Source organism: Desulforamulus profundi (genome assembly GCF_002607855.1).
The window spans coordinates 1-13,236 of record NZ_AWQQ01000027.1 but is presented as its reverse complement, the minus strand read 5'-3'; the positions used below and the strand labels follow the sequence as shown (position 1 = coordinate 13,236).

The following is a 13,236-nucleotide window of genomic DNA, read 5'->3' as shown; positions in this document are numbered from 1 at the left end:
GATTAAGATTGGTCGTCCAGTGGCAGCCAAAAGCTTATCTCCGTTCCTTTTCCGGGAGCTGAATAGACTGCCAAACCTCCCTTGAGAAGTTGAACTCTCTCCTTTATTCCCATCAGTCCGTAGCCGCTGCCGTCACTTCTGGGTTTTGTGGTCTCCAAATTGAAACCACAACCGTTATCCTTTATATATACGTTAATGCGGGATGGTATCAGCTCCATTTTTATGATAACATGTCGAGCTTTAGCATGTTTTTTAATATTTGTCAGAACTTCCTGGATAATTCTAAAGGATGCCACTTCCAGAGAAGTGTCAAACCTCCGTTCTTTACCAAGAAAAATAAATTCTACACAAATATCGTTTTGTGCTCTGTAGTCTTCCAGGTACCGTTTGACGGCGGGGACTAATCCCAGGTCATCCAGTACCATGGGACGCAGGTCAAAGATAATTTACGCACATCCTGCAGGCTCTGACGAACCAATTGCTGCAGGGAAACAAGTTCCCCGCCGACCAGGCTTGGGTTCATCTCCAGAAGCTTTAAGCAAAACTCTGCCCTCATGACGATATTGGCCATGGACTGGGCCGGACCGTCGTGAATCTCCCGGGCCACCCGTTTTCGTTCTTCCTCCTGGGCCCGGATAATGGAGATCCCCAGCTGCTGCATTTCGTGCAAGTTCCCCAGCTTTTCGCTTAACCCGGACAAATCGTGGCTGAGGAACTGCATGGCCACGCCCACCTGAGACACCAGTTTCTCAGCTTTATTTGCGGTATCCTTCATTCTTTTTAAGGAAAGTTCCAGGTGGTCACGCTTAAAACGCAGGGTTTTTTCTTCTTCCCTGAGCATGACCAATTTTAGTTGAATAGTCTGGGCATTCTCGTAGGCTTCTTTAATATCCTCCTCGGAAAAACGACGAAAGTCCTTGCTTACTTCCATTAACCGAATCCGGGCTTTCCGTTCGGACAGCTCCAGTTGATTCACTTGATCAATAATTATTGCCACTTGAACCTTTATCTCACTAATATCTTCTTTCACCCTCTGGCATTCCAAGCGGGCGGACTCGGCAATTTGATAAATCTGTTCCTTGCTCTTTTCTATCATTAAAACGGTCTCTTTAATGATGTTGTCCAACGCTTTAATGTCAATATCCATAACCAGACCTGCCATTCGTAGTTAATTAAACCTATCATCCGTATTCGTGGAAAAAATTCATTATCCTCCTTAATTAAACAATATTTGGTAGAAATTGCAGTGGGAAATTTATCCCATTTTTTGGTTCCTTTAGTCCTAACGATAGTTTTACTTCTTGTTAGAGAAATTTAACGTTACCTTTATATTCCCATAAATCCACCATATTAAGCTTTAATTAGTAAATAACGGTGTTACCGGGGAGGAAAAAGCTTTTGTTAAAGATGATGAAATCTGTAAAAAACTGGACGTTACAGTCGAAGTTGGTCTTAACCTTTGCTATGATTATCATTCTAATCAATATCGGCATGGGAGTCACCATCTTTGAGGAAGCGAAATCAACGGTCAGTGAGTTGATGGTCAACAGAATAAAAATTACCGCAGCGGATAATGCCGATAAAATTTCTATTATGCTGCACAGTATGGATAAAAGGGAGATAGCCAACAAGACGGACTACTATCTGACTAAACAGCGAAACTCTTATAAGGTTCTCAACTATCGAGCGTATGTAGATGTTGTAGATACAGAAGGGAAGGTAGTTGTTCCTGCGAAACAGGGACAACCCATTAAGCCCAGTAATGCGGAACTGGTCTCATTGATTAAGAAAAATTCCGGAGGGGGCACCTACTCTGCCGGTCTGGGGGGTACCCGGTGCACCGTTGTCCTGGAGCCAATTGCCGGGCGACCATGGTTTTTTGTAGCCGGGGTGGCTGAAGAGGATTATCTGACCCTGGTAAAAAGGATGCAAACCACCGCCTTTTTGGTAGGTTTGGCCGCCTTTATCTTTGCAACCGCGGTTTGTGTTTTTGGTACGCGTAAATTTATTCAACCGTTGAACCAAATGATGGCAACCATGGAACAAGCCCGCAGCGGGGATTTAACGGTGAGAGTGAAGGAAACCGGCACAGGTCCGGAGTTTAACCAATTGGGAACCTCCTTTAACGCCATGCTTTCTGATTTTTCCTCTTTACTATCGGAATTAAATCAAACCTCCTCTGTATTGCTGGAGAGCAGCCGGGGAATGACTAATGTTGCCCAGCAGCAGCTTCATGCCGTAGAAAAGACCGATCAGGCTGTCCGGGTGATGTCTTCTTCTGTTCAGCAAATCACGGAAGTTGTGAAGGAGACGCAGGTTTCCAGCCGGGACATGATGGACTCTGCGGAGGAAGGGACCGAGGCGGTGAAAAAGCTTGTCCAGGTTATCAACCAGAACCACCGGGTGATTTCAGAAGAGGTCATGGCCATTGGCAATTTAGGCCAACGTATTCAAGAGATCAGCCAACTGCTGGATTTAATCCGTAAAATTTCCAAGGATACTCACCTGCTGGCTTTAAACGCGTCCATTGAGGCGGCCAGAGCCGGTGAACACGGCAGGGGGTTTGCCGTGGTTGCAACGGAAGTCAGGCGCCTGGCAGAGGAAACGGCAGCCACCACCAAAGATGTGGAGCAAATTATTGCAGCCATTGCCCGGGAAAGTTCCGAGGTTTTAGACAAGGTTGATCTAAGCAAGAAGATCGCCGAAGAAGGTTTAACGGCCACCTTGAGTGCCGAGGAAGCATTGCGTCGTATTTATGAGACCATTGATTTAACAGGACAACAAATTACCCGTATACACAATGGCGCCGAACAAATCAGCCGGGGAACTTCCACCGTAGAGGAACTGATCAGAGAACTGGCCGGTGACATCAATGATGCCGGCACAGATGATGAAACGGCCACAGCGCGTCAAATTAGCAACACCGCCAAAACACTGGATCAATTGTCAGAATCATTACGGAGAAGGTTGGAGAGCTTTACCCTGGATGAAGGTCCTGAACAGGACTTGTTGTGGCAGCTTCCCCAGGCAGAGGAAAGCAGCCTTTCAGCCGGTCAGGCAGATGGGACGAACGATGAAGATGGTTGCAAAAGCCGGGTTGCCTGGCGCAAGCCCACCTTAATAGAAACTTAACATCTGTTTAACGGATTGTTTACTGGAAACAACTTGTTTATTAACAAAAGACAGATAAAATACAATAGGGAGGTGGGGACAAGAGGAGAAAAGCGGGACTCAGTAAATTTTAAAGGGTTCCTATATTTATAAAAGCTTACTTTAAAAAGATATAAAATAAGGAGGAATATCATGTTTAAGAACACCAAAAAATTAATGCTGGTATTTGCCCTTATCCTGGCCGCCGCTGTTGCCTTTGCCGGTTGTGGCGCCAAGAAAGAAGAGGCCCCCAAGACTGATGGCGAACAAAAAACTCAGGGCCTGTCCGGTTCCATTACCGTTGCCGGTTCTACTTCGGTACAGCCCCTGTCTGAAGAATTAGCCAAAGCTTTCATGACAAAGAACCCCGGCGTAACTGTTAACGTACAAGGTGGAGGTTCTTCCGCCGGCGTAAAGGCTGCTAACGAAGGTGCTGCTCAAATCGGCGCTACTTCCCGCGATCTGAAAGAAGAAGAAAAAGGTCTGGGTCTCACTGAAACCAAGATAGCCCTTGACGGTATCGCTGTTGTCGTTAACTCCAAGAACCAGGTTGCTGAATTAACCATGGAGCAAGTAAAGGGTATCTTCTCAGGCAAGATTACCAACTGGAAAGAAGTAGGCGGTAAAGATGCTGCCATTGGCGTTGTAAACCGTGAAGAAGGTTCCGGCACCCGTGGTGCTTTTGAAGAACTGGTATTAGGTAAAGATACCAAGTTCACCGACAAAGCTCTGACCCAGCCTTCCACCGGTGCTGTGCGTACCACCGTTGCCGGTGACGAAAATGCTGTTGGTTATGTATCCATCGGTGCTCTGAGCGAAGAAGTAAAAGCTGTAAAAGTTGACGGTGCTGAAGCTACCATCGACAACGTGAAGAGCGGTTCCTTTAAAATCTCCCGTCCCTTCCTGTACCTGACCAAAGGTGAAATGAATGAAGTTACCAAGGCTTACATCGACTTCGTAATGGGCGAAGAAGGCCAGAAGATTGTTAAAGAAGCTCACTTCGTCCCTGTGAAGTAATTTAAGGACAGGTTTCAAGACTCAGCAGGACAAAATGAATGGGAAGAGGGTTGTTTTTCGGCAACCCTCTGTCCCTGTTTTTGTGAGGGGTTAAAGGGCATGAAAAAAATTCATGAAAGTATCATTGAAAAATTATTGTTAATCAGTGCCGTGGTTGCTGTTCTGGTGGTGGCTTTGATCACCTATTTCATTTTTGCCGGCGGTTTGCCCGTTATGCAGAAATACGGGATTGCTCATTTTATTACCAGCAGTGATTGGCATCCCCTGGATAAGCAATTTGGTTTACTGCCGATGATTGCTGGTTCCTTTTGGTGACGTTGGGAGCGCTTGTCATCGGGGTTCCTCTCAGTGTGGGCTGTGCCATTTTTTGGCAGAAATTGCCCCGAAGCAAGTGACAAGAATTATTCGACCGGCAATTGAACTGCTGGCGGGTATCCCTTCGGTGGTCTACGGGTTTTACGGACTGGTCATTCTGGTGCCATTAATTCGAGAACTATTTGGTGGTAGGGGTTTCAGCATTCTGGGCGGCTCGGTTGTCCTGGCAATCATGATCCTACCCACTGTTGTGAATATATCCGAAGACGCCATTCGCGCCGTGCCAAGGGAGTATAAAGAAGGCTCCCTGGCCCTGGGTGCCACCCACTGGCAAACCATTAAAAAGGTGATTGTGCCCAGCGCCCGCTCCGGCATATTGACAGCCATCGTATTAGGGATGGGGAGGGCCATTGGGGAGACCATGGCCGTTATTATGGTGGTGGGCAACGTGGCCACCCTGCCCGAAAGCATCCTCGACCCCATTCGGACCCTTACCGGCAATATCGCCATTGAAATGGGTTATGCAGCCGGAGAGCACTCACAGGCCTTATTTGCCACAGGGATTGTTTTGTTTGTTATTATTATGATCTTAAACTTTATGGTCACTCTGGTGCCTAAAAGGGTAGGTGAATAGAGATGGAAAGAGTCAGATCCGCCGTATATTTGGAAGAAAAGATTGCCCGGGGATTTTTATGGGCTTCGGTACTGGTGACCCTGGGGGCAATGCTGGCCATTGTCTTTCACATTCTTGAACAAGGTCTGGTGCACGTCAATTGGACCTTTTTAACCGACGAACCCCGTTTTATGGGCAAGGAAGGCGGTATTTTTCCTACCATCGTCAGTACCGTTTATCTCATCTTACTTTCGCTGGCCATAGCCACCCCCATTGGCATTATGGCCGCCATACAGCTGACGGAATATACCCAAAAGGGCCCCCTGGTAAAAACCATCCGGTTTGCCACCGAGACTCTGGCCGGTATTCCTTCCATCATTTTTGGCCTGTTTGGTTTTGCCTTTCTGGTACTGTTTATGGGTTTCTCCTGGTCTTTGCTTTCAGGGGGGTTAACCCTGGCCTTTATGGTTTTGCCTACCATTGTGCGGACCAGTGAGGAAGCCATTAAAAGTGTGCCTTTAAGCTACCGGGAAGGAAGTATGGCCCTGGGGGCAACCAAATGGCAAACCGTTTGGAAGATCGTACTGCCCAGCGCTTTACCCGGTATCGTGACAGGTGTTATTTTAAGCATCGGCCGGGTTGTGGGAGAAACCGCAGCAGTGATCCTGACAGCCGGCAGTTCCCTTAATATTCCTACGTCGGTGATGGACCCGGCCCGCAGCATGTCGGTACACCTGTATATTTTGGCCATGGAAGGCATTTCCATGGAAAAGGCCTATGCCACAGCGGCGGTACTAATCATCCTTATTTTTATTATCAATACCATTGCCAACCGAATTATGCGTAAAATGAGTTCCAATCTGGCAGCGTAAAAAAGCAGTACCTCTGTCGGGGCACTGTTTTTACATTTTAACCCTATAGGATGTAATATTAAAAGATATCCAGGTTATAAAGACCCCGGTCATGATCTTCATCTTCCAGAAACAAATGGTCCAACAGATGGTTAACCAGAAATCTTTGGTCTTCAGGCGGCAAAGATTTAATTTGCTCCAATAAACCCTCCGGTGCCATGGTATACACTCCCCGTTTTTATTATATAATTTCCGATAGCAATAATCCTATTCTGAAGGAGAGGGACCTTTGTATTTAGCAGATTATCATGTTCACCCCGGTTATTCTATGGATGCCGAGCCTTGGTCCATTCATCACTACTGCCAAAGGGCAGTGGAGTTGGGGCTACAGGAAATATGTTTTACCACCCACTTTGAGTGCGACCCGCTGCGTAAGCACATCGACTGGTTGGTACGCTTGAACGGCCGGTTGCTCCCTATGGATCAGTGGTCCTGGGTTGATCATTATCTGAGTGAGATTGAAAAGGCCAAAGGTGTTTTTAAACCAGCGGGTTTGACGGTAAGGGCCGGGGTGGAGGTAGGATATGGCCTCGGGCTGGAACCGGTGATTGAAAAACTGGTTACTGACTATCCCTGGGATTACGTGCTGGGATCCGTGCATTGCCTGGACCACATTGCCATCTCGTCAAGAAAAGAAAGCCCTGCTTACTTCCAGGGTCGCACCGCCAAACAGGTCTGTCAGGATTATTATAAAATCATGGCAGAAGCCGTAGGCACAGGTTTTTTCGACTGTGTAGGTCACCTGGATATATATAAAAGATATGGTCTTGGCTACCTGGGAGAGGAAATTAACGAGGTGGAGTTGGAGCACGGGGAAAGGATTTTAAGGCAAATGGCCCGGCAGGGAATGGGCTTAGAGATCAATACATCCAGGAAACGAAAGGGTCAGGACTTTTTTCCTTCCGTAAGACTATTGAAGTTGGCCAGGGAATGTGGCGTCAAGATATTTACCGTGGGCTCCGATGCCCACAGCGTATCCGAACTGGGCCAGGGTTTGCTGCAAGCAGTGGAACTGCTTTATGAACACGGCTTGTCTTTGCATGGTTTCCATCAAAGAGTCCCTACGGCCATACGATAAGTAAATCATATTTTGTTAGAAATTCTCGAATTAAGGCTAATGGGAGTAAAACCAAACCATCCTGCAAATTCGTGTATGACAGAGAGCTTTTCCTGCAACTTTGTCGACAAACAGATATGGACAAGGCTGCCAACCTTACCATAAAATAAGGAAAGGAATTGGGAGGGGGTTGGGGCATGTTGCAGAAAAATGGTCGCGCTTTAAAAAAAGAATTTGATGCTACCAACATGACCGTATATTTTGGTTCCGCCATCTTTACGGGCGGCATGACAAGCATACCAAATTTGTTCCTAAAATATTACCGTGACGTGGGCATCACAGATTCCGAAATGATGCTGATTATTCAGTTGTTGAGACTTCGCCATGAAGAACACCAGCTGATGCCCGGCATAGAAACACTGGCCGGCTGCCTGGCTGCGGAACCGGCAAAAATAGAAAGACAGATTAAAAGCCTGCTTGATAAAAGCGTCATCGGCATCACAAATTATTTTACCGATGACGGCTCTGTCAAACAAGGGTATGATTTTGAACCATTGGTATTTGAAATTTCGGAAGTCTGGGCCCTGAATCAAAAAAGGGAATTGGACAGCATCGCCGAGAGATTAAATTCTTCTGCCGGCAATGCAGGCCGTAAAAATGAAGAACCTGGAATTGTTTTGACCTCCCAGGAACAAGACCTGTGCCATACCTTTGAAAATGAGTTTGGCCGGTTGCTTTCTCCCATGGAGATCGAACAAATTGTCGGCTGGCTGGAAGAACAAGAGACGGAATTGATTTTAGAAGCATTACGGCAGGCAGTGATCAGGGGAAAACATAACTTTAAATATATCGGCAGCATCCTCAGGGAATGGCATAAAAACAATGTCAGGACCCTTCAGGAAGTGGAAGCTACCAGCGCCGGTTTGAGCAGAACCGGGCCAAGCAAATTCAGCGGAAGACCGGTCCGGAATCTGCCAATAGAGCGGATCAAAAGAAAAAACATTAATGAGATCGATGTACAGCTAGTGAATTGATAACGCCGAAGGGCGTTATTTTTATTATTTTCCTTTTTAAAATCCCATTTTGTTTCCTTGGACAGCCCAAGTAATTAGAAACCGGCAATTTTTCTTATCGTTACTGTGTATATTCTTAACAGAATTGTACAAACTATCATATGGGTAAGAAAGGAGGAAGTGATGAACAAGAAGTACCGTAAAATCGCCACTGTACTGGCGATTGTGGTAGCAGTCACCTCTGGATTCGTTGGTGCTACGGTAGCTGCGGGGGAGACTAGCGACGGTGCGGGCGGTTTAGATTATGAGGGGTCTGATCCGGACCGATCATGCCAGGAAGTCAGTTACATGGTCCGACCGGGAGATACCCTTTACCAGGTGTGCAGAGACTATAATGTATCGCTCGGTCAATTGATGCGTGCCAATAATTTAAAAAGTACCGTAATTTATCCAAATCAAAGGTTAATTATTCCGGCTGCCAGTGTTTCCGCATTTGGCATGGTACTGTCCCGGGGGGATGTCTCCAGGGATGATATCGAGCTGCTGGCAAGACTGATTCATGCTGAAGCAAGGGGAGAATCCTTTGAGGGAAAAGTTGCTGTGGGGGCAGTGATTATCAACCGCCTGGCAAGCTCGGATTTTCCTAAAAATATTCGCGATGTCATTTTGGAAAACAACAACCGGGTCTATCAGTTTTCACCCGTTCAGGACGGCTCCATCAACCTTAAGCCTGATGAGGAATCCACGAAGGCTGCCCTGGAGGCCCTGATGGGACGCGACCCTACCGGTGGAGCGTTATTCTTTTACAATCCGGTTGTTGCTACAGATAAATGGATAAAAACCCTTCCCGTCGTTACCCGAATCGGAAACCATGTATTTGCTACCAAAGTATAATACCACAAAAGGCTAACCCTTGTAAAAAAGGTTAGCCTAATTTATTTTATCAATCATTTATCCGGTTATTTTTTAGATTCGCTAATCGGGAGTTGACAACCAGCCAATCAATGTTTCTGAAAAAAGCATCCATATAGCTGGCGCAATTGGTTCCATAGTCAAGAAAATAGGCATGTTCATGTACATCCATCACCAGCAGGGGCTCAAGACGAACCACCGGTGCCGGACTGTCCTGCCCGTAATTATGGAGGTGGCCGTCATCGTAATCGTGACCCAGAATAACCCACCCGCGGCTGGCCAATCCCGTTGCCCGAAAATCCTTTTCCCAAAACTCGTAGGAACCAAAATCCCTCACGATTGCCTCCAGCATCCCTCCGGTGGCAGATCCTCCCTTGCCCCCGAGATTTTCAAAATACAGTTCATGCAGCTTGTAGCTGCCCACCGAATAGGTCTCTGCATTTTTTAAAGAGCGCAGGTCACTGTAGGTAGAATTGCTCTCGCCATGTTCCAACGAGCGTAACTTTGTCCTGATTTCATTGGTTTTATTGATATAGCCCTGGTAAAGTTTATAATGCTCTTGAATTTGCCTGGGTGAAAAACCGATCATGGACAAGAGCTGGGTCTTCAGGGGACGAGTTTCAATGAGGCTGAATGTACCATCCGAAGGATCGGGAATATAGATAACATCTCCTGGGTTAAGACGATCCAGGTTTTCCAGATGCGTGTTGGTAATGGAAAGATTGCTGAAACTGACGTTATATTTCTTTACGATGGCTTTTATCGTATCACCCGGCCTGATGACGTGCTTGGCATAAAATCACCATCCTAAACTTTGTATTGTAACATAATATTCTTCTAGCACATTTTGGTTCCACCTTTGACAAGCATAAGGAACTGTTTGAGTGAAATAATAGTTAGGATCACAACAACGAACTGAAACAGTGGAGGAAAAGATTGAACCGGGTCAATAAATTTTTTTCATCATGAGTTTCATTATGATATTCAACTGCATTTCCGGTTGTGCCGCCGTGGATCAAATGCAGCCTCCGGATATCCCTATGCCTTCCAAAATTGTTGATGCAAACAACAGGTTAATCACTACGGTCTCCCAGGTGAATACTGTGCCGGTGGAATTGGATCAAATCGCCCTATCTATGCAGCTGGCCATCGTGGCCATCGAAGATGAGAGGTTTTATCAACACCGGGGCATTGATTTTAGAGGTTTGGCCCGGGCAGCCTATCAAAACCTGCGCAGCGGCGGTATCGTACAGGGGGGCAGCACCATTACCCAGCAATTGGCCAAAAATTTATACTTGGGTCCGGAACGAACACTGGGCAGGAAAGTAAAGGAACTCTACTATACCATTCAACTGGAGCGGACCTATACAAAAAAAGAAATTTTAAACATGTATCTCAACCGTGTTTATTTCGGCCAGGGCGCCTATGGTGTGGAAGCCGCGGCACGGACCTATTTCGATAAGTCCGCCAAAGAATTGACCCTGGGTGAAAGCGCCCTACTGGCGGGTTTACCCAGGCGCCCAGTTATTATGCCCCCACCACCAACCTGAAAGGGGCGAAGGAACGGCAAAAACTCGTATTGGGACGTATGGTGCAGCTGGGCATGATTTCCGCTGCGGAGCAGGAAGAGGCCCTGGCTGAACATATTGAACCCCAGGCCAGGACCGAGGCCTTTCAACAGGCGCCCTATTTTGTGGCGGAGATTATCAAGTATTTTAAAAACAAATATCCCAACGGCATGGAGATGTTATATTCCAGCGGGTTAACCATTCAGACGACGTTGGACCTGTACATGCAGAAGAGCGCTGAAAATGCTCTGGAGCAAGGTTTGGCAAAGGTAAATCCGGAAATTAACGGGGCACTGGTGGCCGTTGACCCCAAAAACGGCTACATTAAGGCTATGGTAGGGGGCAGGAACTGGCAGAGGTCGCAGTACAACCGTACCCTGGCCAAAACACAGCCGGGTTCTGCCTTTAAGCCCTTTCTTTATACCGCAGCCATTGATTCCGGCTATACCGCTGCCAGCACGATTTTTTGCGAACCGGTTACCTACCGGCAGCAAGGGGCCGAGCCCTATACGCCAAAGGACCATAAGGTTGGGTACCACTACCGACCCTTCATCCTGAAACAGGCCCTGGCCGTCTCTGATAACGTCATTTCCGTCCGTTTGGCAGACGCCATAGGCCCTGGCGCCATCATAAGGTATGCCAGGGCCATGGGCATCGAAAGCCCCTTAAGGCCCTATCTTTCTCTGGCATTGGGGACCTCGGAAGTAACTCCCCTGGAAATGGCGGTTGGTTTTGGACCGCTGGCCAACCAGGGAATTCGCACCAAACCCTTGTATATTATAAAAGTCACCGACAGCGCCGGTGGCGTACTGGAGGAACACCGGCCCCAACTGGCGAAGGTCATTGATGAAAAGGTGGTATATATCGTTACGGATATGCTGAAGGCCGCCGTACAACCGGGCGGCACAGCCGCCCAGTTGTCCTGGATGGTGTCAAGGCCGGTGGCCGGGAAAACCGGTACCACCGAAGACTATACCAATGCCTGGTTTGTCGGCTATTCCCCGGATTTAGTGGCATCCGTATACGTGGGATATGATGATAAGAAGAAACGGGTTGGCCTGACAGGGGGGGACATTGCGGCTCCCATCTGGGGACAATTTATGGAAGAAGCCTTAAGGGGACCAAGGCTACAGACTTTGTAGTCCCCGATGGGGTTGTTCAGGAACAAGTATGTACCACGGACGGTCTCAAGGCCTCGGCCCTATCCAGCCGCACCATGTCCGCCTACTTCATCCAGGGCACCGAACCCAGGATCCCCTGTTTTGGGGATTTCTGGTGGAAGAAACCTGCGGATTCCGGAGAAGGTCCCCGGGATCTAATCTACAATCCCGCTTCACCGCCACCGGATGACAACCCTTACCGCCCTCAGTGGCCCTGGCTGCAGGAAAAGCGATGACGCCGGGCCATAAACAAAAACAACAGGCCTCCAGGGGCCTGTTGTTTTTGCTGTGCTATTCCTTTGAGTATTCAGTAAGGTAACAATTCTCGCAGTAACTGTTATCCATTTCCTCATCAAGGACCATCTTTGATTCAACATCTTCTTTACAACAGACACAGCACTTTAACAAGATGGTTTTCCTCCTTAATACCGCTCAGGCTAAGGGTAGTGGTTAGCTCCTAAGACTGACTTCCTAAGAAGAAAACCAGTCGGAACCGGTGATTTACAAGACCTGCAGGCATCTTTGCCGGGCTTCTTCCAGCAAAATGCCTGTTTTTGGCACAATTGAGCAAGCTGCTGTTTTTCAGGCGCATTGGCGGGAAGCTTATCAATCATTCTTCCCATATCCATCATGCAGTTTTGCGCGTTTTGGATACAGTTTTTTAATTCTGCCGGATTGCTTGTATTGACGATGTTCTTCACCCCCCTTTAAATTATTTCCCAAAATACTTGCAAACGTGTCCACTACTTCTCCAAATCCGGCCCCCCGGTCGTCCAATTGTCCACCTCCTCCTCCACAGTAAGACGCGGCTCAAGGCTTGAGACACCTAAAACATGGTAAAGAGGACTGTAACCCAGGGCAGCCACCACCAGTACCTCAATACCCAGCAAACTAAAAAAAACAGACCAAAAGGATCCAAAAATTCTTAATACCCCCAGGGCAAGAAAGCTGATACCAAAGGTAACCCGCAAAATTCGATCCGCAGTACCAACATTTTTTTCCATAAATCATCCCTCCCCAGGGTAAATGCTTGAACTTATTATTTTGCAATTGGGGGCTGCTTATACGGTCGGAGTCCTTCTTTTACCAATGCCTTTAACAGAAAACATCCTATCGGAAAACATCCTTGACAAAAGGAAAACAATCCGTCATAATATATTCTGTTACCGTAAATAACGTTTTCGGGATGTAGCTCAGTTTGGTAGAGCGCACGGTTCGGGACCGTGAGGCCGCAGGTTCAAGTCCTGTCATCCCGACCATTTGCTTTAAATCAAGAAACCCGCGAATGCTTGAAATCAAGCACTCGCGGGTTATAATGGATAAAGAAAACTAGACAAAAAAACAGCTTTATTTAAGGTGGATCGTTGCCGTGAGAAAATCATATTCTGGGGAGTTCAAAGCCAAGGTTGTACTGGAAATTCTCAAGGAAGAGAAAACCATATCCCAGATTGCTTCAGAGTATGGGATTCATCCAAATCAATTGCTTAAATGGAAAAAAGAGGCAATAAGATCTCTGGCAG

Annotated in this window: 16 protein-coding genes, 1 tRNA gene and 1 pseudogene; 12 read left to right on the top strand and 6 right to left on the bottom strand. The window is 47.2% G+C overall.

The genetic code is table 11. The features are described 5' to 3' along the window. Positions 1 to 2 precede the first annotated feature (2 nt). On the bottom strand, positions 3 to 425 hold the full coding sequence (locus P378_RS23385) for a sensor histidine kinase (protein WP_338013826.1): 423 nt from the start codon (positions 423 to 425) through the stop codon (positions 3 to 5). Further along, positions 401 to 1,147 (bottom strand): sensor histidine kinase, encoded by a 747-nt coding sequence (locus tag P378_RS03860; protein WP_338013825.1) that lies wholly within the window; start codon positions 1,145 to 1,147, stop codon positions 401 to 403. Before P378_RS03860 ends, P378_RS23385 begins: the two co-directional genes overlap by 25 nt. 260 nt (positions 1,148 to 1,407) lie before the next feature. On the opposite strand from P378_RS03860, the gene P378_RS03855 reads away from it, so the two are divergent. From P378_RS03855 to pstA, 4 genes and pseudogenes are all read left to right on the top strand, one after another. Beyond that, positions 1,408 to 3,132 carry a methyl-accepting chemotaxis protein gene (locus P378_RS03855; protein ID WP_099082388.1) on the top strand — a complete coding sequence of 575 codons (1,725 nt, stop codon included), beginning with the start codon at positions 1,408 to 1,410 and terminating at the stop codon, positions 3,130 to 3,132. 171 nt (positions 3,133 to 3,303) lie between these two features. Next, complete coding sequence (locus tag P378_RS03850) at positions 3,304 to 4,167, top strand: phosphate ABC transporter substrate-binding protein (RefSeq protein ID WP_099082337.1); 864 nt, start codon at positions 3,304 to 3,306, stop codon at positions 4,165 to 4,167. A gap of 99 nt (positions 4,168 to 4,266) precedes the next feature. Then, a pseudogene (gene pstC, locus P378_RS03845) lies at positions 4,267 to 5,116 on the top strand (phosphate ABC transporter permease subunit PstC). A gap of 2 nt (positions 5,117 to 5,118) precedes the next feature. After that, a complete protein-coding gene (pstA, locus tag P378_RS03840) occupies positions 5,119 to 5,967 on the top strand; it encodes a phosphate ABC transporter permease PstA (RefSeq protein ID WP_099082336.1) in 849 nt (282 codons plus the stop codon). Between the two features lie 58 nt (positions 5,968 to 6,025). Here pstA and P378_RS19370 read toward each other — a convergent pair whose 3' ends face one another. Continuing rightward, positions 6,026 to 6,166, bottom strand: a complete 141-nt coding sequence (locus P378_RS19370; RefSeq protein ID WP_180260974.1) for a hypothetical protein — start codon at positions 6,164 to 6,166, stop codon at positions 6,026 to 6,028. Positions 6,167 to 6,235: 69 nt separating this feature from the next. On the opposite strand from P378_RS19370, the gene P378_RS03835 reads away from it, so the two are divergent. From P378_RS03835 to P378_RS03825, 3 genes are all read left to right on the top strand, one after another. After that, positions 6,236 to 7,084: a histidinol-phosphatase gene (locus tag P378_RS03835; protein ID WP_099082335.1), complete on the top strand. Its 849-nt coding sequence runs from the start codon at positions 6,236 to 6,238 to the stop codon at positions 7,082 to 7,084. Positions 7,085 to 7,260: 176 nt separating this feature from the next. Further along, positions 7,261 to 8,097 (top strand): DnaD domain-containing protein, encoded by an 837-nt coding sequence (locus P378_RS03830; RefSeq protein WP_238472846.1) that lies wholly within the window; start codon positions 7,261 to 7,263, stop codon positions 8,095 to 8,097. Between the two features lie 162 nt (positions 8,098 to 8,259). Then, on the top strand, positions 8,260 to 8,970 hold the full coding sequence (locus P378_RS03825; RefSeq protein WP_099082334.1) for a cell wall hydrolase: 711 nt from the start codon (positions 8,260 to 8,262) through the stop codon (positions 8,968 to 8,970). A 49-nt stretch (positions 8,971 to 9,019) separates the two neighbouring features. Here the strand turns inward: P378_RS03825 and P378_RS03820 are convergent, their stop codons facing one another. Continuing rightward, positions 9,020 to 9,577, bottom strand: coding sequence for a superoxide dismutase (locus P378_RS03820; RefSeq protein ID WP_238472870.1), 558 nt, complete (start codon positions 9,575 to 9,577; stop codon positions 9,020 to 9,022). Positions 9,578 to 9,965: 388 nt separating this feature from the next. Here P378_RS03820 and P378_RS20855 point away from each other — a divergent pair, with 388 nt between their 5' ends. The 3 genes from P378_RS20855 to P378_RS20845 all read left to right on the top strand — a co-directional run bounded on the left by P378_RS20855 (position 9,966) and on the right by P378_RS20845 (position 11,952). Then, positions 9,966 to 10,538: a transglycosylase domain-containing protein gene (locus tag P378_RS20855; protein WP_238472845.1), complete on the top strand. Its 573-nt coding sequence runs from the start codon at positions 9,966 to 9,968 to the stop codon at positions 10,536 to 10,538. A 38-nt stretch (positions 10,539 to 10,576) separates the two neighbouring features. Next, complete coding sequence (locus P378_RS20850) at positions 10,577 to 11,698, top strand: transglycosylase domain-containing protein (protein WP_238472844.1); 1,122 nt, start codon at positions 10,577 to 10,579, stop codon at positions 11,696 to 11,698. Positions 11,699 to 11,772: 74 nt separating this feature from the next. Next, complete coding sequence (locus P378_RS20845) at positions 11,773 to 11,952, top strand: hypothetical protein (RefSeq protein WP_238472843.1); 180 nt, start codon at positions 11,773 to 11,775, stop codon at positions 11,950 to 11,952. A gap of 201 nt (positions 11,953 to 12,153) precedes the next feature. Here P378_RS20845 and P378_RS03810 read toward each other — a convergent pair whose 3' ends face one another. Beyond that, positions 12,154 to 12,417: a hypothetical protein gene (locus tag P378_RS03810; protein WP_238472842.1), complete on the bottom strand. Its 264-nt coding sequence runs from the start codon at positions 12,415 to 12,417 to the stop codon at positions 12,154 to 12,156. 42 nt (positions 12,418 to 12,459) lie between these two features. After that, positions 12,460 to 12,720: a YgaP family membrane protein gene (locus P378_RS03805; RefSeq protein WP_099082332.1), complete on the bottom strand. Its 261-nt coding sequence runs from the start codon at positions 12,718 to 12,720 to the stop codon at positions 12,460 to 12,462. A 178-nt stretch (positions 12,721 to 12,898) separates the two neighbouring features. Here P378_RS03805 and P378_RS03800 point away from each other — a divergent pair. Both P378_RS03800 and P378_RS03795 read left to right on the top strand, forming a co-directional pair. Beyond that, positions 12,899 to 12,975: transfer RNA gene (locus P378_RS03800), tRNA-Pro, on the top strand. Between the two features lie 110 nt (positions 12,976 to 13,085). Beyond that, the coding region (locus tag P378_RS03795; RefSeq protein ID WP_143338401.1) for a transposase at positions 13,086 to 13,236 on the top strand (151 nt) is incomplete at its 3' end.

Excerpts from the sequence above, each read along its gene's own strand:
- P378_RS23385 (WP_338013826.1), bottom strand. The coding sequence starts at position 425 with ATGGTACTGGATGACCTGGGATTAGTCCCCGCCGTCAAACGGTACCTG.
- P378_RS03860 (WP_338013825.1), bottom strand. The coding sequence starts at position 1,147 with ATGGATATTGACATTAAAGCGTTGGACAACATCATTAAAGAGACCGTT.
- P378_RS03855 (WP_099082388.1), top strand. The coding sequence starts at position 1,408 with ATGATGAAATCTGTAAAAAACTGGACGTTACAGTCGAAGTTGGTCTTA.
- P378_RS03850 (WP_099082337.1), top strand. The coding sequence starts at position 3,304 with ATGTTTAAGAACACCAAAAAATTAATGCTGGTATTTGCCCTTATCCTG.
- pstA (WP_099082336.1), top strand. The coding sequence starts at position 5,119 with ATGGAAAGAGTCAGATCCGCCGTATATTTGGAAGAAAAGATTGCCCGG.
- P378_RS19370 (WP_180260974.1), bottom strand. The coding sequence starts at position 6,166 with ATGGCACCGGAGGGTTTATTGGAGCAAATTAAATCTTTGCCGCCTGAA.
- P378_RS03830 (WP_238472846.1), top strand. The coding sequence starts at position 7,261 with ATGTTGCAGAAAAATGGTCGCGCTTTAAAAAAAGAATTTGATGCTACC.
- P378_RS03825 (WP_099082334.1), top strand. The coding sequence starts at position 8,260 with ATGAACAAGAAGTACCGTAAAATCGCCACTGTACTGGCGATTGTGGTA.
- P378_RS03820 (WP_238472870.1), bottom strand. The coding sequence starts at position 9,577 with ATGATCGGTTTTTCACCCAGGCAAATTCAAGAGCATTATAAACTTTAC.
- P378_RS20855 (WP_238472845.1), top strand. The coding sequence starts at position 9,966 with ATGATATTCAACTGCATTTCCGGTTGTGCCGCCGTGGATCAAATGCAG.
- P378_RS20850 (WP_238472844.1), top strand. The coding sequence starts at position 10,577 with ATGGTGCAGCTGGGCATGATTTCCGCTGCGGAGCAGGAAGAGGCCCTG.
- P378_RS20845 (WP_238472843.1), top strand. The coding sequence starts at position 11,773 with ATGTCCGCCTACTTCATCCAGGGCACCGAACCCAGGATCCCCTGTTTT.
- P378_RS03805 (WP_099082332.1), bottom strand. The coding sequence starts at position 12,720 with ATGGAAAAAAATGTTGGTACTGCGGATCGAATTTTGCGGGTTACCTTT.